Raw genomic sequence first — 22,954 nt, 5'->3', positions numbered from 1 at the left:
AGATTCCTATCCCAAAATCTTACGTCTAACAATATAGTAGTATTTTATTAATGAGTTACGGCGCGGAGATCCTGTCGGCGCAAAGCGATCTACCATCGGCATTAATCTTCTTTTTATCCGCGTTTGTAACAATAGTGCTGGCGCCCCAGAAGTCACTGCGTTCGTTGAGCCTAGCGTCTGACCCGCGAGATTTTGATAAAGCTGGTATTGCCAAGGGGTATCGGCGATATTCTTAGCAAAGTTGTCAAAGAAATCAACGCGGCTTGTATTCCAAGGCTTGTTCTCACCTGCAAAATGTATCATTTTTGGTTTCATGCGAGCACGAAGAAACTGGCTATAGGTTGAAAAGACCAGATTAGGAAAGAAATCGTCAGTGTTACCATTACCATGGTAAACGTTCCACTCCAATGGTAAATCATGGACGCGATCGTAGAAGACCTTATTCATAATATCTTGATCAAGGAACCAATATTGACCACTTTTCATTTCGGCCATTAACTGCTGATAAGTATCTTCTTTATTCATTTGGTCGATGTTAAATACAATGATACCTGCTTGAAAATATTTTTCAGGTTTATTCATTGCCAATACTTTATGCAAATACTGTTTTGCTGGCATAATCCCAAATGAGCTAGTCGACATTGCACCGAATTTAACAAATCCTTCCATCACAATATCGCGAACCGCGGCGACTAAATTAGTTCCTAATTCTATTTCATATAGTTCTGCGATATCATGTTCTACAACAGTGTCCGCATCTATAAATATAACCTTAGAGTAATCTTTGAGCAGTCTCGGGATGAATAGCCTTGCATAGGTCGCAGCTGTAAAATGGCCCCTGACATGTACATCATTAAGTTCTGTAAACGTATTAACATCAAAGAATCTTAATGAAAAATTATTTTTTTCGGCTACTAATTTAAATAATCTAGACTTATTAATCGTGCTTATTTTATTTTCTAAAACAATTATATCGTAGTTCAACTCATCTTGAGAATTCTTTAACAACGAGTTGATAAGTGCCGCACCAGAGATGGCGTAATTATCATCAAAGCATATAACTACAGGAATGCTGCCCTTTGGGTAGACAGGGGCTAACTTACCATTAAAAGTCTCTTTTTTGATAAAGGTTCTCTGAACTTCTTTGATTTTCAAATCAGGATTTATTTCTAGCTCACGTAAAATAAATATATTCAAAAGGCGTTCAGATATATGACCGATAACCCGCTTTTCTTGGGAGTTAAAATTATTAAACGATATCTTAGATTCTAATTTTTGGCTAATATCGAATAACCATTTTGAATAGCGATCAAACAGGTCATGTCTCATGACAAACATGTTAGTATAATAGCCATCCGACGCCGCATTAAATTTCTCTGCCGCAGAGACATACTCAGGATAATCACTGGCAATGATCTTTAATGCTTCATCGTAATGCTCAATATGCAAGTATTCACTACGCATATAATGGCTGTAGTTAGATCTATTACCTGCTTGGGTTACTGACCATTTTTTAGGCAGTATGAGGTCGCAGTCTTCTAACGTAGCCGTAATCTGTTCTGTAGTAAGCCCGCATTCATTTTCATAAGATGCATCAAGCTCTTCTGCATTAATGACACCCCAATTATCCTCGGCCATTGACTGATTATCAGAAAAATTGAGATGCCGACGGTAATGCATAAAACCTACAAAATCAGTAGGTTGCGCATTTTTCCATACCCAATAATGGGCGGTGAGTTCACAGTAGAATGGGTTTTTGTAGGAGATATTATCTCCCGTGTTATCACCCATACAGCCTATATCATTTAAGTTTAACGCCTTACCAACATGTATAGGTTCAATTAAATTCGATGATAAAAAGGCACTTGCCTTATGATGACAGGTATAAATTTTTATAGTGCTCATAGTAATCTCTATACCATGTGTGCTTTATATTTAGGGATAACCTGACTAGCAGGGCCAATTTCTTTTAAGTTATGGTTTTCAATCCATATGACTTTATCGCATATTTTTTCTACATCTGAGGTGTTGTGGCTGACGAATAAAATAGTCACCCCTTTGGCTTTGAAGTTTCTTATCGTTTCAATACATTTCTTCTGAAAAGCGATATCTCCAACAGCTAATACCTCATCGATAATTAGAATATCCGGCTCAACTTGACTAATGACTGAGAATCCAAGTTTAGCTAGCATTCCACTTGAATAGACTCTAATCGGCTCATCGATAAAATCGCCAAGCTCAGAAAATTCGATGATAGCATCAAGTTTTTCCATTACTTGTTTTTTACGTAACCCCATAAGGGTTGCATTCATGATGATATTTTCGCGTCCCGTTAATTCGGAATGGAAACCACCACCTAATTCTAACATTGAAGCAATTCGCCCTACTGTCGTCACTTTGCCTTTACTAGGCTTAATGACTCCGGTGACCAAGCCAAGAGAAGTGCTTTTACCTGCGCCGTTCCGGCCAATCAATGCGGCAGCTTCACCTTTCTCTATAGTGAAGCTAATGTTTTCAATCGCTTTATACTGTTTACCTTTGAGTAATTTCAACGCTCTATATGGATGAAATATAAGGTCTTTTATCCCTGAACCAATGTGATGATAGAGAGGATACGATTTCGATACATTTTGAAATTCAATAACAGTCATTACAGAATCTCCGCAAAACGGAATTTTAACTTGTTGAAAATAAGTACACCTAAAATTAATACTGGGATAGCGGTTCCGTACATCACCAGTAAGTCTCCGGTGCGGATTATTCCATGCATAAATAGGTCACGCCAAGCAGAGATAATTACTGACATCGGATTGCCCGTGATAAGCCAGTGATACTGCTTAGGGATCAGGTCAGTAGAGTAGAGGATAGGTGTACAATAAAACATTAACATTAAAATCAATGGTACAAACCGCTCTAAATCACGGAAAAACAGGTTTAGAGATGACAGCATTAGTGATAGCCCGAAAATAAGAATCATCTGTGCCATACCAATCAGAGGAATACCCCATAGCCAACTCAATGAAGGGGACATACCGTACACATAAAGGAAAACTACAATCACCGGGATAGTACAAAGGAAATGTAGAAACTCCATAAACGTATTACAGAAAGGAATGATCGAACGTGGGAAGGTCGTTTTTTTGATGATCTGGGCATTGGCAATGTAAGAAAAAAGAGAGTTGCCTACCGCACTCGTAAACCACTGCCAAGGAAACAGGGCCGTGATAAGGAAGAGGGTATAGTTTGGTATCTGAACGCGCATTACTAGTTTGAATATAAAGTAGTAGATCATGGCGAAAAGTAGCGGATTTGCCATCGACCAGAGGTAACCGAGGAAACTGCTTTTATACCTAACCTTTAACTCTTTCTCAGTAATAACTGATATTAAATCAATAAGATACCCAAAAGTTAACTTCATTGCTTACTCATCTTGACTATGAAAATTATTCGCAAGTATCGCTACAAGCACATGACGGCAATCATATCACGTATTGTTAGAAAAGAAGATGGGCTAGGGTCGATTCAGGAAAAATTCTTATCAAATTGAGCGGTAATGTGTGCACTCATCAATGTAGTTTTCACCGCTCGGCACGTTTCAATTTGTGAGTATAGCTTTTGCTACCTTAAACAATAATCATCAAAGGTATCTTATTCTGATAAATGGCATTATTTATTATTAAAAAATAAAGAATAAGTCTCCTCATCGATCAATAACTCTTTTTATAATAAATACTATATTTTTTTGACCATAGATATTGGGTGCTAACACTATCGATAAATATTTTGGATACTTTAATAAATCAGAAAAATTTAATTTTATACTAAATTACTTTCTACCTAATCTATTCTTAAAAACACCGCGAGATACCTGAAGGTATCAACGCGGTGATCCTTGAATTATCCCTACCCCACAATACCCTCAAGTATTAGTACCCCAACTAAACCAATCACCGAGATAATAGTCTCCATTACTGTCCACGTTTTAAGTGTCTCCACTACGCTTAAGTTGAAATATCCTTTGAATAACCAGAAACCCGGGTCATTGACATGGGAAGCGATGACGCTCCCTGCCCCCACTGCCAGCACCATCAGCGCCGGATCAGTATGGGTGACTGCAATAATCGGCGTTACGATCCCGGCAGTGGTAATAGCAGCTACCGTCGCGGACCCCAGTGCAATACGCAACATTGCGGCCACTGTCCAACACATCAGTAAAGGTGAAAGCGAGGAGTTACGCATCATCTGCGCAATATATTCCCCAACACCGCTGTCCACCAGCACCTGTTTGAATGCCCCGCCACCCGCGATAATAAATACTATCATGGCGATAGCGGCAATCGACGACCCACACATCTCCATAACCTCTTCAATTTTACGGCCATTACGCAAACCTAGGGTTACCGCTGCAATAATCACCGAAATAAATAAGGCGACCGCCGGGTTACCGATAAACTCGAAGAATTGGCGAATAGGATTTTCTTTGGCAACTGTTAATTCAAATACTGCCGCTAGAGCCATGAGGACCACGGGGATTACCGCGGCGAAGATACTCGTCCAGAATCCTGGCATCTCAGCATCAGTAAATATTTTTGTATTGTAGAGGCCTTCTGGTGGTGTCTTCTCGTATTTTTTTAAAAACCGGGAAAAGATAGGGCCGGCGATAATGACCGTCGGTAACGTTAAGACCATGCCATACAGTAAGGTTGTGCCTAGATTCGCGCCAAAGATGGTCGCAATCGCGGTTGGACCAGGGTGAGGAGGTAAGAAGCAGTGCGTAACGGATAACGCCGCCACCATGGGGACGCCAACATACAGGAGTGGAATACCCGCTGCGACCACAACGGTATACACTAAGGGCAGTAGCAAGACGAAGCCAATCTCATAGAACATGGCTAGCCCAACGACTAGGCCAGTAACCATCATTGCCCACTGGACGCGTTGTTTTCCAAAGGCGTCGATTAATGTCATTGCCACACGTTGCGCTGCGCCAGTGTCGGAGACTAATTTACCGAGCATCGCGCCAAAGCCGAGGATCATTGCTAAACTTCCGAGGGTACTGCCAACACCTTTTTGAATAGAAGCAATCACTTGCAGCGGTGTCATCCCTTCGGCTATCCCAACGACTGCGGAAACAAAAATTAACGCTAAAAAACCGTTAACCTTAAAAACAATCATTAATACAAGTAACAGTACAACACCCAGGGCAATGATCGTAATAGGCATATAACCTACCTTATAAAATTATTATTTTGATAGCGTGCGAAGGTACGAGGGTATTTAATGTAAGCCTTTAGTCCCTCCGACACCGTATTAATACTAAAAAACTAGCTGTACCTTCGATGCGTGATGCTTATCCCCAGCAAACTGCAGGGCTTCGTCGACCTCCCGGTAGCTATATTCACCGCTGAACAGTGGTAAAGGATTGATTTTGCCACTCGCTAGCCATTCAACTGCGGTGGTAAATTCATGTGTAAAACGAAAGGTACCGACGATTCGTAGCTCTTTGGCGATAACTGTCATCATCGGAAATTGAGGTATATCACCGCCCATACCGACTTGGACGATACAACCTTTTGCACGTGTCACATCGATGCAGCGAGTCAAGGCACTGGGATGTCCTGATGCTTCAAAGCTTACGTCAAACACCCCTTTATCAGTACGATACGAGACCATTTCATCGTCAGCCAATAAAGTGGCTGATGCACCCAATGTATCGGCTAACGCCAGCGCTCGGGCGCTGATATCACTACAGACAATCTCACTAGCGCCACTCGCCTTCGCCGCAGCAACGATCAAACAGCCGATAGGCCCTACCCCCGAGACAAATACTCGCTTATTTGTCACGCCACCTGCTTGGTTCAGTGCATGAAGGCAAACCGCCAATGGCTCAGCAAAGACCATCACCCGCTCATCGAGAGATGCAGCGAAGGGAATACACTGCGATGTCTCGACCACTTTATATTGCGTAAAGCCACCATCAACGTGCGGTTGCCGCATCGCGCTGCCAAAAAACTGCATGGCAAGACATTGATTCGATTCATCAGCTAAACAGTATTGGCATTCACCACAGGCTTTAGCCGGATTGATCGCGACTTTCTGCCCTGGTTGCAGTTTAGGGCTATCACTCTGCTCTACCGTACCAATCACCCCGTGACCGAGCACCATTGGCATCTTAATCGCGTAATTACCGACCCTTCCGTGCTGATAATAGTGCAGGTCTGACCCACAAATTCCGCCACGTAACACCTTGATCAGTGTCCCTTTCCCTGAATAGTCGACGGTTTGCGTTACGACATCCACCGCTTGTTTTCCTTTCACCACACAAGAGTGAGTCGTTATCGTCATACTTGCCGCCTTTTTTAAAAATGATGGGGATAGAGAGAAAACGCTATCAAACCGCGAACCAGTATCGAAATCTGTCGAACACTTCACTTAATCGAGATATTGATGATGAGAAATTTTCAAAATGTGATGGGAAGAGGGTTTCTTACTCAGTATGAGGCACCCAAAATACGCTCGCTGAACTACCTTCTATTTCGAGTAAATAATCACCCTATCGAGTGAGGTTTATAGGATTTTTCGAGCCCCTTACATGCCCCACAGTTCACATAGTTCAGCGCTATATGAGTGGCTTGCGCAAATAGTCGATTATTTGCCAAGTAGTCTAGATAAGGGCTGCACCATGATGATGGCAACCCCTAGAAAAATAACGAATGCGCCGAGGTAATCGTCGCGCATTAGACTCACTCCCTCAACCCACCGTAACCACCCTAATGCGACGAGAATATAGACGCCTCCATAGGCAGCGTAAATACGTCCGGCAGCTGCAGGATGCAAAGTGAGTAACGAGCAGAAAATCAGTAATGAGAGAATGGCGGGGATAAGGAGAATAAGCGGCTTACCTTGCTTAACAATTAGCCACGGTAGGTAGCAGCCAACGATTTCGGCAATAGCGGTGACAATAAATAAAAAGAAATAGTAGATATAAAGCAAGGTACGTTCCTTCACAAGAAATAAAGCGTGAGAGAACGTACCTAACTCGTCTCGCAGAAACAAGGGAGCGGGGCTACCTTTTTCTACATATTACAGCGATATGCTTTAGAACATCGTATTACTGTTTGCAGCCTGTTGCGGAACATCTTGAATGACATCCCAATGCTCGACAATTTTCCCATGGTCAACCCGGAAGATATCGACAATCGCTTGGCCACGATCTTTTGGGCTTTCCGTAGAATGAATATGTAGCCATACAAGATCGCCATCTACCGCGCTACGGATAATCTGCGCATGAGATTGCGGATGCTGCTTAAAATAACCTTTAAAGTAGCTAACAAAAGGCTGCTTACCATCTGGCACCTGTGGATTATGCTGACGATAGCCATCGGCGACTACTTTTGACGCTGCATCAATATCGTGCTGATTAAAAAATTGATTATAGAAAGTAACGACTAATTGACGATTGGCCTCACTTTGTGAGTTCGGCACACTATTGGCTGGCGCGGCCAATAGTGAAGTGCTGGCCATTAGTAAGCCAACACCAACCGCTAATGCTTTACTATTACGCATTCTGATCGCCTCTAATAACCGACTGTAAAACGTTGACGAGAATGGGCTGGTTTTTCGATTTCGTCCACTAGTGCCATCGAAAAATCCTCGTAAGAGATATGACTACCTTGCTCATTACTCAATAACGTATCCTGCCCAATACGAAAGTGCCCAGTTCTCTCACCCGCTTCGAACAGTGCCGAGGGAGAAATAAAGGTCCAATCTAAGGCTTTCTCGTTGCGAAGCTGATTTAGAAAATCAAGTCCAGCACGCGCCTCTGGCAAATACGCTTCTGGGAAGTTGGGTTGATCGATGAGCAACTGACCCGGTGCTACCTCCAAACTCCCTGCGCCACCTACAACTAAGTAACGGGATACACCAGACGCTTTTACCGCATCAATAAGTCGCGTTGGTGAAACTTGTGCAAACTTCACCGCACTCACCACAACCTCGTGCCCGCTTAGTGTCTCAATAAACGCTTGTGTCTCGTTGATATCCCCTTGAACTACGGTGACATTGGGAAGATGAGGCACTGCATCCGGCTGGCGGACAATCGCCGTAACACTGTGACCGCGCTGAGAAAGCTCTTTTAGAATACGTGACCCTACATGACCTGACGCACCAACAACTGCAACCGAAACCATACAAACCTCCTTGAGAGAACGAAACTAAGTCTTAATTGTAGACCGCTAAATTTGATGCTACTGTGCCGCCTGATTCTTTGCAAGAGGTTGGCCTGTTGCACCTAAGTCACGCCAAAGTGACTACTTAGTCAAATGAAGGATGAGTGATGGCAAACAAATATGCGCAATACGGGCACCCCTGCCCGATTCGTGATGTGTTGGATCGTATTGGTGATCAATGGAGTTTATTGATTCTAGAATCGTTGGCGAGTAAAGCATTTCGTTTTAACGAACTGCATCGAGAAATTGGTGATATTTCACGTCAGATGCTGACGGTAACGCTAAAGCGGTTAGAATTTGACGGCTATATTTCCCGCACGGTATTCGCTGAAGTTCCAACTCGAGTGGAGTATCGGCTGACTACGCTAGGTGAGTCCTTCCTGTATCCTTTACAGCAATTAGTACAGTGGGCAGATAGCCATCACGAAGCTATCTGCTATTCACGCAAAGCTAACGGTGCTACCCCGGTTAAAGGCTAGTCGTGGTAGCGCGCTGTTGTTCAATCAATATACTTAGCTTGTGTCGCTGTTGTCCCTGCAGATCAAAATTATCTGGGGCCAACCACTGCTGGTACGCGGCCTGTAACGCAGGGTAGTCATGGTCAATAATCGAAAACCATGCCGTATCACGGTTATGCCCCCGTACCACCATCGCTTGACGAAAGAGGCCTTCGTAAGTAAAGCCTAGCCGTAGCGCTGCTGCGCGTGATGGCTGATTCAGCGCATTACACTTCCACTCCACCCGGCGATAACCGAGGTCTTCAAGCGTGTAATGTAACAATAATATGATGGCTTCAGTAGATAAGCGCGTACGTTTAAGTTTAGATGAGTAAGTGACATGACCAATCTCAATCACACCTTGTAGGGCATCAATGCGCATAAGAGCAATACTGCCAATCGCTCGCTGCGTCGTGAGATCAATAATCGCATAATGTAGCGGGTCATTAAGTGTCTGTAAGTGAGCAAGATAGGCTTGATAATCCCCTTGTCGCTCGAAAGGGCCGGTGAGTAAATAGGTCCAATCCCTCGCATCTTCCGCCTCAGAAAATGCCCTATACAGGTCTTCGCTATGTTTGCCCGCATCGATGGGCTCAAGCCGACAATATTTGCCGATAAGCGGCTGTTTCGCTGGGAGTTCTGCCCCCTGCCAACTTTCTAGTGGTTCACCAACTGGTTGTTGATACTGATTATAGTGCGTCATACTGTCCCTAACTATCATGAGTTCATGGCGTGAGAACGACAAGATGACAAACACCTGGTATTGTTTAAAGTACCAAGGCCCGGGTATTTTATAGGACCATATCAATGTTTGATTTCTCGCTACCCTTAGATAAATCCTTTTCACCTTCAGGAGAGAAAACGGCCTCGTTACAAAAGCAGCTAGTGACGCGTTTACAGCAGGCTATTTTACACGGCGATCTTCGCGCTGGGACGCTGTTAATGCCTACGCGGTTACTGGCAAAAGAATTAGGCGTATCGCGCAATACGGTGGTGAGCGCTTACGAACATTTGCTTGCTCAGGGTTACGTAGTTACTGACCCAACAGGAACTCGCGTGGCTCCCCGCCTCGCAGTAAATGTCCCGCCTGCTCAGCAACATCACGCTACGCCTTATCGGCTTCCGGCTCGGCTCGTACAGACATCCAGTACCCGACAGAAACTATCAGCAAATATGATGCTGTCACCCGGTATGCCGGCCTTAAATCAGTTTCCCTTGGCGACATGGCGCCGTTCCCTAGAGCGCGCTTGCCAATCGCTGCATACCCCACAACTGGGTTTCAACGATCCTCTGGGCGAAAAATGCTTGCGCCAAGCCCTCGCCCAGCATCTCTATCTCGCTCGAGGCGTGGTCTGTCGGCCAGAGCAGATTATTATTACCGAGGGGGCAAAGCAGGCACTTGAACTCTGCATTACGCTCTTTACGCAACCCGGAGACCGTGTGTGGGTTGAAGATCCGGGCTATCGCGCAGCAGCAACGATCTTCGAAGGAGGTAACCTTGTTACTCACCCCCTACCCGTTGATCAGGAAGGAGTCAATATTCCTGAGGGTATATGGCAGCACCTTCCCCCCTCTTTAATCTATACAACCCCTGCCCACCAATATCCTTCTGGAGCCGTCCTTTCCATCTCTCGGCGCCTGTCACTCATCCACCATGCACGCCAGCATGGCAGTTGGATCATTGAGGACGATTACGACGGGGAGTTTCGTCACCAGGGAGAACCCATCGCATCGATGCAAGGTATTACCAAGGAGGGGCCCATTATTTATATTGGATCTTTCAGTAAAACGCTTTTCCCTACATTACGTCTAGGCTTCGTCGTTCTTCCTGCTACGGTTATCCAGGAAGCCGAATCCGCACTGCATGAAATTTTTAGAAGTAGTAATCGCTTACAACAGATTGCACTGGCTGATTTTATCGACAGCGGTGAGTTTGCTCGCCATCTAGCGCGTATGCGAAGACTTTATCGACAACGCCAGATGGCGCTTCGCCGAGCCTTAAGCATGCATTTTCCTGACTGCGATATTCTTGGAGGAAAATCGGGAATGCATCTTACGTTGCGTCTACCTAGTGAGAGTGATGATATCTCTATTGCGGCGGCCGCAAATAATCAGCGGCTAGGTGTGAGAGCTTACTCTCAATATTTTCAGGATCCACGGCAAAAACAATCGGGATTGGTGATTGGTTACGGTAACACCGAAACGTCATCGATCGCTGATGCCGTGGAACGCTTAGTGAATATTATTCAACAGACCTAACCCCATTTCTAAAGCAACGCATGCCGCGGCACCACAACTACGCTAGCGCACCAACCTAATTAACATCATTATAAACAATACGATAGGCATTAGTCATATCTAGACCTACATCTGATTGTGCCTCGCGTATGCGCAACATGAAGATGACTCATACAGAAGTGAAATTAAGTCACTTCCCCTCTTTCAAGTACTCTGGCATAAATGAGTCATTGGCGACAGACAGTAGGTTTCACTGAACTCGACGCGCTCAACAATAATTATAGTCAGCGTGCGACTCAGGCATCACAACAGAATTAGGATACCAATAATAATGAATAACGCATTTTCCTTCAGTATTAAAAGCCTTCGCTTAGATGAGCACTACAACCCGTCAGATAGCACTCGTATCACCACTAACTTTGCCAATCTGGCTCGGGGCGAGAAGCGCCAGCAGAATCTACGCAATGCGTTAACCATGATTAATAATCGCTTTAATTCTCTCGCCACGTGGGATAATCCCAATTCCGATCGTTATGCGGTTGAGCTAGAGATTATTTCGGTCGGCATGACAATCAATGCCGGTAGCAATGATAGCTTCCCAGTGATTGAGATTTTAAAAACGACGGTTGTCGATAGTCAAACCGGTGAACGTATTGAAGGCATCGTGGGTAACAACTTCTCTTCGTATGTTCGTGATTACGATTTCAGCGTAGTACTACCTGAATTTAATAAAGATAAGACCTCATTCTCTATCCCGGATAATTACGGCGTACTACACGGTAATATTTTTAAAGCCTTCGTTAACTCAGAGACCTACGCCCAGCACTTTAGTAAGCAGCCGGTGATTTGTTTAAGTGTCTCCAGTAAGAACATTTATCAGCGTACTGGCAATGTTCACCCTGTATTGGGAATTGAGTATCAACAAGACAATCCATCGTTAACCGACGACTACTTCGGTAAGATGGGCCTAAAGGTACGTTATTTCATGCCTGCTAACAGTGTTGCGCCACTGGCCTTCTATTTTCATGGCGACCTACTGCGTGATTACAGTAATTTCGAGCTGATCAGCACCATAAGCACCATGGAGACGTTCCAGAAAATTTATCGCCCAGAGATTTATAATGCCAATTCGCCAGCGGGGCTGCGCTATCACCCAGCGCTCAACCATCAAGATCACTCATTAACCGTTATTGAGTATGACCGCGAAGAGCGTACGCGTTTAGCCACCGAGCAAGGTAAGTTTACCGAAGAGCATTTTATCAAGCCGAACCAAACACAACTTGAACAATGGTCAGCTCAGCAACCCGTCTAATAAATTAAAACGATAAGGTCACCTGTTATGAAAATTTTACTCCCTACCTCCACAGCGGGCAGCTTACCTAAACCGTCTTGGATTGCTGAGCCAGAAAAATTATGGTCGCCCTGGAAGCTAGAAGGCCAAGAACTGATCGATGGTAAAAATGATGCGTTACGCCTTTGCTTAGATGACCAAGTACGCGCTGGGATCGATATCGTGAGTGATGGCGAACAAACGCGCCAACACTTTGTTACTACCTTTATCGAGCACTTAGAGGGGGTAGATTTTGAGAAACGCGAAATCGTCAAAATCCGTAACCGCTATGAGGCGAGTGTTCCTTCCGTAGTTGGCCCTGTTTCTCGTCCTAAATCGGTATTTGTTGAAGATGCGAAACGCTTACGTCAGCTGACCGATAAACCGATTAAATGGGCACTCCCTGGTCCAATGACCATGATTGATACCCTGTATGATGGCCATTACAAGAGCCGCGAAAAACTCGCATGGGAATTCGCTAAGATCTTAAATCAAGAAGCGAAAGAGCTAGAAGCAGCGGGTATCGATATCATCCAGTTCGACGAACCAGCGTTTAACGTGTTCTTCGATGAAGTTAATGAATGGGGTATTGCCGCCTTAGAGAAAGCTATCGAAGGGTTAAAATGCGAAACGGCAGTTCACATTTGCTACGGCTATGGTATTAAGGCGAATACCGATTGGAAAAAGACCCTCGGTGAAGAGTGGCGTCAATACGAAGAAATCTTTCCAAAGTTACAAAAGTCGAATATCGATATCGTCTCTTTGGAGTGTCAGAACTCTCGCGTTCCGATGGACTTGATCGAATTAATCCGCGGCAAGAAAGTGATGGTCGGGGCCATTGATGTGGCCACTAACGAAATCGAGACGCCAGAGGAAGTGGCTGAAACACTGCGCAAGGCGCTACAATTTGTTGACGCGGACAAGCTTTATCCAAGCACTAACTGCGGAATGACGCCGCTATCCCGTGACGTTGCCAATGCGAAGTTACGCGCATTAAGTGCCGGTGCCGCTATTGTACGTAATGAATTATTGAATAAATAATAGGCCCACGGCTAATCGTCCAGTAAGAGTAAGTTAGCATAACCTATTCTCACTGGGCGATACTATGATCATCACGTCTCTTTCCCCTCCCTCATTACCCCTTGTAATTATCCTATAAAAAGCCTTGGCGATATCATTAACGTTATCTTTACATAAGAGCGACCATGCAAACAAATATGTGAAAGCCATACTTAATTACTCTATTAAAGCATCTAGTCATTATCACTTGTCCCTAACATTCGCCGTGGAGACCAAGTTTAAAAAGCGAAAAAACGTAGTAAGTAAAAAAAGCTGAACAGATTGAATCTATCATTACAATTATTAGGATTAAAACTAAAAAATAACGTTAACTCAAAAATAATCAACTATACAAAATAAAATTCAAGTTATATAACACCATGATGATAACCAAACCTACAGAGATAGCGTTATGGTCTGGCCGCCCCAGCTATCAATATAATAGTAATAACTCATGTATGAAATCGAAAGGCCCATCCCCAAAGGGATCTATTCTAAAGTAGGAGCTTCAATGTCTATAGGGATAACCAATACAATTATGAATGACCTACATATTAGTCCAGAACATATTTTCAGAGAAAAAGTGAGTGTTGAGCGACTTTTTGCATCCTATATTTCAACAGCTTATGTTGAACAACCCGCTGATGATAAGTGTAAGCATCAAACCACACACTTTCTCAGTAGAAACGATTATATTAAAATTTTTTCAGAAAATGTTGTAAACATTGTCGTCGATAAATATGCCTAACGTAACGCAGAGGGTCAGGAAGATATCTTTATTGCCTCAAATTTTCAAAATAAATATGAGTGCTCGGTGCAGTTTAATAATGACTTAATTATTAAGAGGGAGTTTTAGAGAAACATATACTGCTAGTAGAAAAATACTTTACTTATGAGAGAGATCTTAATCTATTAATTAACTTTTACATGGAGGTTCCATTATGAGGGAACTATCAAAAAAAGAATATAATAGGGTATCTGGAGCGGCTTATGAAGATGTTGATAACAACTGTTTTTACAGTTCCACCGCTGCTATGGCCTCAGCATTTATGGGTCTTGGCGCAGCACTGATTGCAACGATTACGGCGATTGGAGCTTGCACCTCTTCTTCCTCATCCAATAGCAAATCACTAGACAAAATAGAGAAATAGATGCTAGATAAATTAATAAATTTTGAATTAACCTTTTTATTTTTCCAAAATAAAAAAACTAATATCATCATGACAATAATTATTACATCTCTCATCACATTATCATTATATCTATTACCTGAAAAGGATTTATTAGCATGGATTATTGGAGGGTTAATCATATGGGAGAGAGTTCTCTTACTAAAGATAAAAGAAATGGATAACATTATAAAAAATAAATCAATCTAACTCGGAGAGGTAACTAATAGGTCATTGAATTTTAATGATATTTAAAAGCATTCAATCACTTGGCAGTGAAATAAATAGGTTGTTATTACTTAGCCTGATATAAATAAGAAATGGGTTGCTAGCTTTAAATACAAATTATTGGGTTGATACCTATATAAAAAAGCTAGCACCCAGATTTCATTGATTCCACGAACAAACGAATCGTTAGAGGCTTGGGTGGAACGTCAGGGATTTTTCGAGATAAAGGCCTTAAATAATTAGGTAGAAAGCCTGTCTCATAAGGCCAGCATCTTAGCAAGTCAAATTCACTACTTTCGACGTTAAAGTGTTTGAAATAGTCATTCATTATAAACCCTACACCCAACATCGATATATTTTCCATCCAAAAATTAAAGATATTTTTTATCTGTGAAAATACAAGAATACTTACTCGATAAATATTTCCAAAAAAGTATGGCTTTCGATTATAAAAATTAGCGGTAACCTGATATTATATTCAACTCGTTTTAAATGCATTATTTCGACGATATACCAAGCCATATCACAGAAAAGGAAAAAATTTAATGACTCTTGTCGAGAGTGTAGAAGCAGGCAAGCTGACTATCAGTGAATTACTTGAAACTCTAGCGAAAGATAACCACTACGCATCCTCCCAATGGGATCAGCGATACCGGGAACTTACGACCTCTCTGCAAAATACCCCCATTTTTTCTCGGCCTGAAACGGATGATCTGATTAAGCGACTTTGGTATGAACGTGATAATGGTATTGCCAGTATTCGTCAGGGGGTTCCCTCTTTAGCGGAATATCAACAGAACCTGCCATTGCTTAGAGAACTTACTCAACGTGTCAGTCAACAACCGGACGAATCGGCTTACCATTATGTAGGCGATGCATTGCAGCAGGCCAAAGAGTCAGGGCAGCTTAAACGCATGTATTGGAGTTTACGAAATCGTGTCTTTGCCGCATTCTCACCAGAAAACTACACCAGCACGGTGGACGAAAATGCTTTTAATATCGCAGCAGGATTTCTCAATAACCATTATCACCTCGGTCTGGCCCTGACCGGAAATTGGTTACAGAAAAACCATGAACTTAAACACGCGATTCAAGTGCGATCCCCCAATGCAGACCCTTATTACGTCAATATGGCGATTTGGCATATCTATGAATTACTCCGCGCACGCGATAATGAATTAAAACAAGACGAGGTATCTGTCAACACATCAAAAGCCAGTGGTGAGCCCAGCGAATTTACGCCTCTTCGGCATTCTCCAAGTAATATGATCTACTTTGGCCCGCCTGGAACGGGCAAAACCTTTACCTTGCAGCAAAAGATGAAAGAGTACACCTCTCATGCTGTGCCAGCCGATCGTGATGCCTGGCTGGATTCTCGCCTTGAATCGTTGAACTGGATGCAGGTCATAACCCTAGTATTGCTCGATCTTGGGAAACGAGCCAAAGTTCGCCAAATGACAGAACATCAGTGGTTTCAACGTAAAGCGCTGCTCAATGGCCGAGTTGATAACTTTTCGCAAACAACGTGGGCAACGTTACAATCGTTCACTGTACCAGAATCCACGACCGTTGCTTACAAAGGCCGTCGTGAACCAGCGATTTTCGACAAAACAGCCGATAGTGAATGGTTCCTGGTTGAATCGCAGTTAGAGCAAGTGGATGAGTTGCTATCTCTTTATGCAGAGTTAAAGCAAGGACCTAAATCTGCCGAATCCATCCAGCGTTTTGCGGTGGTTACGTTTCACCAATCTTACGGCTATGAAGAATTTATTGAGGGTATCCGCGCGCGCTCTGACGAAAGTGGCTCAATCTCTTACCCTATCGAGCCAGGGATCTTTATGCGCCTGTGTCAGCGAGCTAAAGCGGATCCCGCGCATCGCTATGCCATTTTTATTGATGAGATCAATCGTGGTAACCTCTCCAAGATCTTTGGTGAACTGATCTCACTGATCGAAGTCGATAAGCGTACAGGGATGCCCAATGCAATGAGCCTGCAATTGTCCTATAGCGGCGAGCCCTTCAGCATCCCCGCCAATATCGACATTATTGGCGCCATGAATACCGCAGATCGTTCTTTAGCGCTGATGGATACGGCGTTGCGCCGCCGCTTTGACTTTGTCGAGATGATGCCGGATCTCGCGTTACTCAGTGGAGTCAAGGTAAAGGGCATAGAAATCGAGTCGTTGTTAGAAAAACTCAATCACCGCATCGAAGCCCTTTACGATCGTGAACATACGCTGGGACACGCCTTCTTTATGCCGGTAAAAAAGGCTCTCGATGCCGGCGATGAAGAAGCAGCCTTTAAACAATTGAAGATCGCCTTCCAGAAAAAGATCCTCCCATTATTACAGGAATACTTTTTCGATGATTGGAATAAGATCAGGTTGGTGCTAGCAGATAACCAAAAGCAAGACGACCGCCTACACTTTGTGATTGAGAAAACCGACGATCTCAATACGCTTTTTGGTCGTAATCATACTTTACGACGCCATGATCACCACGCGGCGGCTTACGAGCTCGAAGCCTTTGATCAAGAAATCTGGAATCTACCGCAGGCTTACCGCGCGATTTATCAGCCGCAGCAGGTCATTCTTGACGAGCAGGCTGTTAACCATGGATGAAGTGCTCTCTGTTTTTGAATATGACCTGTTAGGGAGTGGAAAAGCGGCGTCAGTGGGCGCAAAGCTTGTCCCCCAACCGGTCTTTGATTATCTAGAGATGCTTAGTCTAACCCATGTTCAGGGAAGCCAATTTATTAAACTGACATCACGCTCAGGCGTTAAGTTGCTTCAGGTGCAAAACTACGCTGGGATGCTGTCAACCCCTTACGGTTTCCAGCTTGAGATTTTGCCTAAGGTGGGTAAAAACCTCACAACAGCTAGTGCGCGAGAAACGTTGTTGACGATGTTAAGCTATCTGCCTGGTTTTCGGCATATTCAAACCCAGCAGGCGACGCTGCAAGCACGACAAATGCCTTTACTTGAGATTTTTATTCGTCAGTTTCTGCACAGTGTCAGCCAGTTACTTAAACAGGGTTTACGCTCCGACTACGTGAGTGAGCAAGGTAATCTTCCTTTTATGAGGGGCAAGCTGATGGTTTCCGCGCAGTTGCGGCATAACACAGTTAATCGTCATAACTTTTGGGTTAACTATGATGAATACCTACCAGATTGTGCAGCCAATCGGCTCTTACATTCTGCGCTGGCTAAGCTGCTTAGCCTGAAGCTGTCATCTGAGAATCAACGCTGGCTTTGCGAACTCCGCTTTGCTTTTGACGGTATTCCACTTAGTCGGGATATTGACAGCGATATAAACCGCTTACGCCTTGAGCGCGGTATGACGCATTACAACGAGCCATTAGCCTGGGCGCAGTTGATCCTAAGAGGAATGAGCCCCAGTGCCTTGCAAGGAAAGACTAATTCCCTCTCGCTGTTGTTTCCGATGGAAGCGGTGTTTGAATCTTTTGTGGCACACACCCTCCCCGACGAGCTTCCTGCGCATCTTAAGGTGACCTCGCAGGTTGCCACCTATTCCCTGGTGACGCATGGCCCTAACGACTGCTTTACGCTTCGCCCAGATTTATTGATTCAATCGCGCCAACCAGTAAAAACCATCATGGTAATGGATACAAAATGGAAGCTGGTGAATAGCAGCCAGGAAAAAAAATCACTCTACGGACTCGCACAAGCCGACTTTTATCAAATGTTTGCCTACGGCCAAAAATACCTTGGCGGAACAGGTGAGATGTACCTGATTTACCCTGCACATGATGACTTTCTCCAACCGATACCCCAACATTTTGCTTTCTCGGAGACGTTGAGATTATGGGTGGTGCCCTACCAGATTATGGCGAAACGTGGGGAGAGAATGATGTGGATGGGTGAACCCTTTAAGCCATAACGGCTAAGTAAAGCTGGATTTTAGCCTTCAGCCAAAGCGATAATTGCCAATAACGTGCAAAGAGTAGTCCTGCTGCGCTACGCAATGATAGAAACTATTTAATGACAACACTGACAATATGTTGCGCGAATAATACAACCGAAACAGATAGGATGTCGGGTTAGGTGCTGACAAGAAGAGAGATGCTATGACTGATGAGTACCGGCGACAGAACCTGGAACAGTTAATCATTCAGCAAACGACGATTAAGCAAAGCGCGGTAATTGTATTTACTGAGCACCAAACTCTTTGGCAAAAACTCGGTTTTAACCAGATGCAAGTGTCGCTGTGGCTGGCTTCATTGCCTCTGAACAACCATCTAGAAGAGCCCGCCGCGGTTCCGTACCAGACCACTCCTGATGTCGCGGCACATTTAGTATCATTGTTACAACAAGCTGGTGGGCGCATGCCCCTGGCACAAGTACTGAAAAAGCTCCCTGTTGGTATTACGACCAGTGAACAGCAGATACGCAAACTGGCGCAGAAACACGCGCAGATAGAGATTAAAGGGCCTTTGCTAGTATTAATAAATTAGCAGGTCATTGTAACCAATATTGGCCGTATTAACGGAATCAAGAAAACATCATGGCAAAAGAAGCAAAAGCAAAAAAACAAGACCCACAACAGCAGCTAGAAGCACTGTTCAATAAACTGGTCAAACAGCACTCCGAGTTTACTCAGCCATTGGTCGAATTACCCGAACATGAATTCGCCAAGGCGGGTCTCATTCAAGGCCAGGTTGAAGGCAACTTAACGCCACCAGTCATGTTGATTGCGCTGACAGAAGGCCGTTGGGAATACGCCGCTGACACTGCAAAGTTTGATGATTTAGCCTACCAGCTGTTAAGCGATATCGAAGGTGACTGGCCAGTATTTGCCGTTGTGGACGATGGCATAAACCAACGTATTTTGGCCTTGTTCGGTGCCGATGGTTCTGACGGTACCCACGGTGCCGATACCTTGCCAAGTCTGGAAGAATTACGTAGCTTTGATCGCATGGAGCGTGATCCAACCTTTCGCTGGTCGATGCGTGTTTATACACGCTTAATGCAGCGATTTGATGCCTTCCATGAAAATGTTTACCGTGTGACTAAAGATAAGGTAAACGATAAAAACGATATTATCGAAGAAGTAGCTAAGCTTCTGTTTTTAGAAACTTTCCGCGTGCATCACGATGAAGACCTTACCTTTAAAGATGATGAGGGAAATACCCTGCGTTTTCGTGACGTCTATGATTGGCAATATGTGGCCAGGCACGGCGATAAAGCCGTTGCACAAATCAAAGCCGCCTTTGAGGAATTTAAAAGCCACGAAAACTACGTTGTGATCTCAGATGATGGCTCACGTAATCCCATCTTTAGTAAAGAAACACACCTGCGCCTGTCTGTTGCGAAAAACTATCAGGATTTGCTGGAAGCAATACAAAACCTGGGGCCAGTAAAAACCAACGATGGCAAAACCGCTAAAGAACAGGGTACGTTGGCGGATGTGTCAGGAGATTTACTCGGTAGAGTGTTTGATGTCTTCCTACGCGCTAACTTTGAGTCCAAAGGTGGCCTTGGCGTTTATTTAACACCTAATCCTGTAAAACAGGCCATGCTAGAAATTGCTATGCACGACATCGACGATGACGATGAAATGCGGTCGCGCTTAGCCAATGGCGATTTTCGTTTCTGCGACCCAACCTGTGGCTCCTTTGGTTTTGGCTCGGTGGCGTTAAGCCAGATTGATAAATGGATCGATTTTAAGCTGGTGCTGGCCGACGATAAAAAAGAATCATTGAAACAAAAATTACGCGATTGTGCCTTTACCGGTGCCGATGCTGCACCGCGCATGGTGATGCTGGCCCGCGTGAATATGGCATTGCAAGGTGCCCCCAAAGCGCAGATTTTTTATACCGACAACTCGCTCACCACTAACGCACTGAAGCCGAATAGCTTTGACCTTATTTGTACCAACCCGCCGTTCGGTACGCCTAAATTTGATAAAGGCAAAAATGGTCAAAATTCAAAAGCCAATTACGAAGCCAATATGGAGCAAGTGCTCGGTGGTTTTCGTCCGACCAAAAAAGTCGTTGATAGCTACAACGCCTGGTATGACCACGTAAAAATGAAGTGGGAGGATATCGGCGATTTAGAGCTGGATGAAAACGGCGAGCCTAAATGGGCGGGCTATCGTACCGATTTACGTAAAACTAGCGGTACTGATAAAAAGCCGTTTTACAGCCTACTGCGTACAACCGCAGGGCTCGCGCTTGGCAGCAAACCCGATAGCAAGGGCAAATGGCAGCCGGTAGGTGCCACCATTGATCCGGCTGTACTTTTTATCGACCGCTGCCTGCAACTGCTTAAACCCGGTGGCCGCCTGTTAATAGTGCTGCCCGATGGTATTTTATGTAACTCCGGCGACCGTTATGTGCGCGAGTACATTATGGGCAAAAAAGACGAAAAAACCGGCGAGTTTGTTGGCGGTAAAGCCATAGTCAAAGCGGTAATTTCATTGCCGAGCGACTGCTTTAAACTCTCCGGCACGGGGGCCAAAACCTCGATTTTGTATTTACAAAAACGCCATGCTAACCCCAACCAACCAGAGCAATTTTTGCCTGAACCACAAACCGACGTCTTTATGGCAGTGGCTGAAACGCTGGGGTATGTGGTGAAAAATAATATCGAAGACTATAACGCCGGTGTCGCTAACGATCTGGATAAGATTGTGTCGGCTTATAAGCGGGGTGAGTGATGGACAAATTTTTTCGAACAAACAGCTCAATTCTTGTGGAAAGACTTGATCCTAACTTTTATCAACCGCGTCTAGTAGAAAATGACAAACTGATAAAGTCCAAAGGCTGGGTGGAACTCCAGTCACTTTATGAAGCGAGTGGTATTGGAAACACATCTGCAGTCGAACGGTATTACTCTGAATCTGCTGATAGTATTCCATATATTTCGGGAAAGGTAATTAAAAGCTTCAATATTGATTTAGATGGATGCCAACGGATATCTCTCGATTCTCATAAAAATGAGCTTACAAAATCAACGATAAGACCAAAAGATGTTTTAATTATTAGAAAAGGAGATATGGGAAATGCGTGCGTAGTTTCATCTGAAGTTAACGAAGCGAACTGCTCTTCAGAAGTCATATACCTGAAAATGAAGGCCTCTAGCGATCCTTACTATCTCGTTAGCTACTTGAACTGTGACCAAGGACAAAAGGCTTTTAAGCGACTAGGCCGGGGGACTATCATTCCTGGTGTGAGCTTGTTAGATGTTCCACGTTTACCTATTCCGAAAGTGTCTGAGTTTGTTCAAAAATACATCGGGGATAAAGTTCGACAAGCCGAGCAACTGCGCACTTGGGCGAAGCGGCTTGAGCAAGTATCATCGTTTATGTTTGCTAATGCTCTAGCTGAGCTAGGCTACAAAGAAAAAAAATCCACAAAAATCGTTAGAGCAAAACTAGAAGATCGCCTCGATCCGGCATTTTATGATGAAAAATTCAGTTTGTTTAATGAATTTTGGTTCAAGAGTAATTCTGAACCCTTAAAGCAATTTATCGAAAGCGGATCTTATGGCGTTTTACCTTCAAGCAACTCTTACGGGAAAGGTAACGTTAGATTTATTCGTGCCACAGATCTGAAAAATGCAAACATAGATCCTACATGCTTTAATTACGTACCCGAAGAAGAGGTTGCCGATAAGGCAAAAGTTTCTAAAGGCGATATTCTAATGGAGATTAAAGGCGCGATCTCCACTTGCGAACTCGCAGAATCCCACCTGGCTGGCACCTATATTAATGGTAGTATATTCAGGTTCACGCCCAAGGGCATTGATAATGCCTATTTGGCTTATTTCCTTTCCTCGACAATCAAAGAATTATATTGTGAGCGAGTTTCGGTCAATAACATTATCAGCTATTTGGACCTCGCGAGTCTCCATGAACTTCCTATTATTAGGCTCAAGAATGATATTGAAGAATTCTTAGCAAAAAACTTAATTAATATTAATCTGGCCAAAAAAATTGCTTTTGCACTTACGCGAAGTGCCAAAACCCTAGTTGAGTCATTAATCGAAGGCCAACTGACCGAGCAGCAATTGATCAGAGCCCAGCAAGCCCTGGAAGATGGCGATAACAGCTTAGACTTGGCGATTTTAAGCAAGTTGAGCGCTAAAGGTTACGCTATTGAAGGCACGACACCGCTATTTAGCGATATAGATGAGTTGTACAGTTTGCTGGAAGATGCAGCACAGGCTGAGGCAGAAGAGTAAA

21 protein-coding genes are annotated in these 22,954 nt (G+C 44.0%); 10 read left to right on the top strand and 11 right to left on the bottom strand.

Annotated features, from left to right (window positions below; translation table 11 throughout):
* Nucleotides 1–6: 6 nt before the first annotated feature.
* The 8 genes from HGT70_RS01030 to HGT70_RS00995 form a co-directional block, all read right to left on the bottom strand.
* Nucleotides 7–1,905 carry a DUF4422 domain-containing protein gene (locus HGT70_RS01030; RefSeq protein ID WP_214194654.1) on the bottom strand — a complete coding sequence of 633 codons (1,899 nt, stop codon included), beginning with the start codon at nucleotides 1,903–1,905 and terminating at the stop codon, nucleotides 7–9.
* An 8-nt stretch (nucleotides 1,906–1,913) separates the two neighbouring features.
* A complete protein-coding gene (locus HGT70_RS01025; RefSeq protein WP_214194653.1) occupies nucleotides 1,914–2,651 on the bottom strand; it encodes an ABC transporter ATP-binding protein in 738 nt (245 codons plus the stop codon).
* Nucleotides 2,651–3,418: an ABC transporter permease gene (locus HGT70_RS01020; RefSeq protein ID WP_214194652.1), complete on the bottom strand. Its 768-nt coding sequence runs from the start codon at nucleotides 3,416–3,418 to the stop codon at nucleotides 2,651–2,653. The genes HGT70_RS01025 and HGT70_RS01020 overlap by 1 nt, the downstream gene beginning before the upstream one ends.
* Before the next feature lie 485 nt (nucleotides 3,419–3,903).
* Nucleotides 3,904–5,223: a gluconate:H+ symporter gene (locus HGT70_RS01015; protein ID WP_214194651.1), complete on the bottom strand. Its 1,320-nt coding sequence runs from the start codon at nucleotides 5,221–5,223 to the stop codon at nucleotides 3,904–3,906.
* 93 nt (nucleotides 5,224–5,316) lie between these two features.
* Nucleotides 5,317–6,345 carry an L-idonate 5-dehydrogenase gene (gene idnD, locus HGT70_RS01010; protein ID WP_214194650.1) on the bottom strand — a complete coding sequence of 343 codons (1,029 nt, stop codon included), beginning with the start codon at nucleotides 6,343–6,345 and terminating at the stop codon, nucleotides 5,317–5,319.
* A gap of 303 nt (nucleotides 6,346–6,648) precedes the next feature.
* Nucleotides 6,649–6,993: a YnfA family protein gene (locus HGT70_RS01005; RefSeq protein ID WP_071433748.1), complete on the bottom strand. Its 345-nt coding sequence runs from the start codon at nucleotides 6,991–6,993 to the stop codon at nucleotides 6,649–6,651.
* Nucleotides 6,994–7,098: 105 nt separating this feature from the next.
* Nucleotides 7,099–7,566 (bottom strand): nuclear transport factor 2 family protein, encoded by a 468-nt coding sequence (locus HGT70_RS01000; RefSeq protein WP_071433746.1) that lies wholly within the window; start codon nucleotides 7,564–7,566, stop codon nucleotides 7,099–7,101.
* Between the two features lie 11 nt (nucleotides 7,567–7,577).
* Nucleotides 7,578–8,189 (bottom strand): NAD(P)-dependent oxidoreductase, encoded by a 612-nt coding sequence (locus HGT70_RS00995; RefSeq protein WP_214194649.1) that lies wholly within the window; start codon nucleotides 8,187–8,189, stop codon nucleotides 7,578–7,580.
* 146 nt (nucleotides 8,190–8,335) lie between these two features.
* Between HGT70_RS00995 and HGT70_RS00990 the strand changes: the two genes are divergently transcribed.
* On the top strand, nucleotides 8,336–8,707 hold the full coding sequence (locus tag HGT70_RS00990) for a winged helix-turn-helix transcriptional regulator (RefSeq protein WP_071433742.1): 372 nt from the start codon (nucleotides 8,336–8,338) through the stop codon (nucleotides 8,705–8,707).
* Here the strand turns inward: HGT70_RS00990 and HGT70_RS00985 are convergent.
* Nucleotides 8,697–9,428, bottom strand: coding sequence for a GNAT family N-acetyltransferase (locus HGT70_RS00985; RefSeq protein WP_244968786.1), 732 nt, complete (start codon nucleotides 9,426–9,428; stop codon nucleotides 8,697–8,699). The two genes, HGT70_RS00990 and HGT70_RS00985, sit on opposite strands and share 11 nt — an antisense overlap.
* 104 nt (nucleotides 9,429–9,532) lie before the next feature.
* Here HGT70_RS00985 and pdxR point away from each other — a divergent pair, with 104 nt between their 5' ends.
* From pdxR to HGT70_RS00965, 4 genes are all read left to right on the top strand, one after another.
* On the top strand, nucleotides 9,533–10,984 hold the full coding sequence (pdxR, locus tag HGT70_RS00980; protein WP_214194648.1) for a MocR-like pyridoxine biosynthesis transcription factor PdxR: 1,452 nt from the start codon (nucleotides 9,533–9,535) through the stop codon (nucleotides 10,982–10,984).
* 310 nt (nucleotides 10,985–11,294) lie between these two features.
* Nucleotides 11,295–12,275, top strand: a complete 981-nt coding sequence (locus HGT70_RS00975) for a DUF1852 domain-containing protein (protein WP_214194647.1) — start codon at nucleotides 11,295–11,297, stop codon at nucleotides 12,273–12,275.
* 27 nt (nucleotides 12,276–12,302) lie between these two features.
* Nucleotides 12,303–13,334: a methionine synthase gene (locus tag HGT70_RS00970; protein ID WP_071433735.1), complete on the top strand. Its 1,032-nt coding sequence runs from the start codon at nucleotides 12,303–12,305 to the stop codon at nucleotides 13,332–13,334.
* Between the two features lie 529 nt (nucleotides 13,335–13,863).
* Nucleotides 13,864–14,100 (top strand): hypothetical protein, encoded by a 237-nt coding sequence (locus HGT70_RS00965; RefSeq protein WP_214194646.1) that lies wholly within the window; start codon nucleotides 13,864–13,866, stop codon nucleotides 14,098–14,100.
* Nucleotides 14,101–14,367: 267 nt separating this feature from the next.
* Here the strand turns inward: HGT70_RS00965 and HGT70_RS00960 are convergent, their stop codons facing one another.
* Both HGT70_RS00960 and HGT70_RS16800 read right to left on the bottom strand, forming a co-directional pair.
* Nucleotides 14,368–14,664, bottom strand: coding sequence for a hypothetical protein (locus HGT70_RS00960; RefSeq protein WP_214194645.1), 297 nt, complete (start codon nucleotides 14,662–14,664; stop codon nucleotides 14,368–14,370).
* Nucleotides 14,665–14,894: 230 nt separating this feature from the next.
* Nucleotides 14,895–15,077, bottom strand: coding sequence for a DUF1493 family protein (locus HGT70_RS16800; RefSeq protein ID WP_214194644.1), 183 nt, complete (start codon nucleotides 15,075–15,077; stop codon nucleotides 14,895–14,897).
* A 217-nt stretch (nucleotides 15,078–15,294) separates the two neighbouring features.
* Here HGT70_RS16800 and HGT70_RS00950 point away from each other — a divergent pair, with 217 nt between their 5' ends.
* The 5 genes from HGT70_RS00950 (at nucleotide 15,295) to HGT70_RS00930 (ending at nucleotide 22,953) form a co-directional block, all read left to right on the top strand.
* A complete protein-coding gene (locus HGT70_RS00950) occupies nucleotides 15,295–17,370 on the top strand; it encodes an McrB family protein (protein WP_214194643.1) in 2,076 nt (691 codons plus the stop codon).
* A complete protein-coding gene (locus tag HGT70_RS00945; protein WP_214194642.1) occupies nucleotides 17,363–18,649 on the top strand; it encodes an McrC family protein in 1,287 nt (428 codons plus the stop codon). The genes HGT70_RS00950 and HGT70_RS00945 overlap by 8 nt, the downstream gene beginning before the upstream one ends.
* Before the next feature lie 187 nt (nucleotides 18,650–18,836).
* A complete protein-coding gene (locus HGT70_RS00940; RefSeq protein WP_214194641.1) occupies nucleotides 18,837–19,223 on the top strand; it encodes a hypothetical protein in 387 nt (128 codons plus the stop codon).
* A gap of 50 nt (nucleotides 19,224–19,273) precedes the next feature.
* Entirely contained in the window at nucleotides 19,274–21,427 is a 2,154-nt protein-coding gene (locus HGT70_RS00935; RefSeq protein ID WP_214194640.1) for an HsdM family class I SAM-dependent methyltransferase, read from the top strand.
* Entirely contained in the window at nucleotides 21,427–22,953 is a 1,527-nt protein-coding gene (locus HGT70_RS00930) for a restriction endonuclease subunit S (protein WP_214194639.1), read from the top strand. The genes HGT70_RS00935 and HGT70_RS00930 overlap by 1 nt, the downstream gene beginning before the upstream one ends.
* Nucleotide 22,954: the final 1 nt, after the last annotated feature.

Source organism: Rosenbergiella collisarenosi, from assembly GCF_018494085.1.
Classification (GTDB): domain Bacteria; phylum Pseudomonadota; class Gammaproteobacteria; order Enterobacterales; family Enterobacteriaceae; genus Rosenbergiella; species Rosenbergiella collisarenosi.
This window is presented reverse-complemented; position numbering and strand designations above follow the sequence as displayed.

What these genes read in the sequence shown, in the direction of transcription:
- idnD (WP_214194650.1), bottom strand. Translation starts at nt 6,345, where the DNA reads ATGACGATAACGACTCACTCTTGTGTGGTGAAAGGAAAACAAGCGGTG.
- pdxR (WP_214194648.1), top strand. Translation starts at nt 9,533, where the DNA reads ATGTTTGATTTCTCGCTACCCTTAGATAAATCCTTTTCACCTTCAGGA.
- HGT70_RS00965 (WP_214194646.1), top strand. Translation starts at nt 13,864, where the DNA reads ATGTCTATAGGGATAACCAATACAATTATGAATGACCTACATATTAGT.
- HGT70_RS00945 (WP_214194642.1), top strand. Translation starts at nt 17,363, where the DNA reads ATGGATGAAGTGCTCTCTGTTTTTGAATATGACCTGTTAGGGAGTGGA.
- HGT70_RS01030 (WP_214194654.1), bottom strand. Translation starts at nt 1,905, where the DNA reads ATGAGCACTATAAAAATTTATACCTGTCATCATAAGGCAAGTGCCTTT.
- HGT70_RS00995 (WP_214194649.1), bottom strand. Translation starts at nt 8,189, where the DNA reads ATGGTTTCGGTTGCAGTTGTTGGTGCGTCAGGTCATGTAGGGTCACGT.
- HGT70_RS01000 (WP_071433746.1), bottom strand. Translation starts at nt 7,566, where the DNA reads ATGCGTAATAGTAAAGCATTAGCGGTTGGTGTTGGCTTACTAATGGCC.
- HGT70_RS00960 (WP_214194645.1), bottom strand. Translation starts at nt 14,664, where the DNA reads ATGATTAACCCTCCAATAATCCATGCTAATAAATCCTTTTCAGGTAAT.
- HGT70_RS00975 (WP_214194647.1), top strand. Translation starts at nt 11,295, where the DNA reads ATGAATAACGCATTTTCCTTCAGTATTAAAAGCCTTCGCTTAGATGAG.
- HGT70_RS00950 (WP_214194643.1), top strand. Translation starts at nt 15,295, where the DNA reads ATGACTCTTGTCGAGAGTGTAGAAGCAGGCAAGCTGACTATCAGTGAA.
- HGT70_RS01025 (WP_214194653.1), bottom strand. Translation starts at nt 2,651, where the DNA reads ATGACTGTTATTGAATTTCAAAATGTATCGAAATCGTATCCTCTCTAT.
- HGT70_RS00940 (WP_214194641.1), top strand. Translation starts at nt 18,837, where the DNA reads ATGACTGATGAGTACCGGCGACAGAACCTGGAACAGTTAATCATTCAG.
- HGT70_RS16800 (WP_214194644.1), bottom strand. Translation starts at nt 15,077, where the DNA reads ATGAATGACTATTTCAAACACTTTAACGTCGAAAGTAGTGAATTTGAC.
- HGT70_RS01020 (WP_214194652.1), bottom strand. Translation starts at nt 3,418, where the DNA reads ATGAAGTTAACTTTTGGGTATCTTATTGATTTAATATCAGTTATTACT.
- HGT70_RS00970 (WP_071433735.1), top strand. Translation starts at nt 12,303, where the DNA reads ATGAAAATTTTACTCCCTACCTCCACAGCGGGCAGCTTACCTAAACCG.
- HGT70_RS01015 (WP_214194651.1), bottom strand. Translation starts at nt 5,223, where the DNA reads ATGCCTATTACGATCATTGCCCTGGGTGTTGTACTGTTACTTGTATTA.
- HGT70_RS00930 (WP_214194639.1), top strand. Translation starts at nt 21,427, where the DNA reads ATGGACAAATTTTTTCGAACAAACAGCTCAATTCTTGTGGAAAGACTT.
- HGT70_RS00985 (WP_244968786.1), bottom strand. Translation starts at nt 9,428, where the DNA reads ATGACGCACTATAATCAGTATCAACAACCAGTTGGTGAACCACTAGAA.
- HGT70_RS00990 (WP_071433742.1), top strand. Translation starts at nt 8,336, where the DNA reads ATGGCAAACAAATATGCGCAATACGGGCACCCCTGCCCGATTCGTGAT.
- HGT70_RS00935 (WP_214194640.1), top strand. Translation starts at nt 19,274, where the DNA reads ATGGCAAAAGAAGCAAAAGCAAAAAAACAAGACCCACAACAGCAGCTA.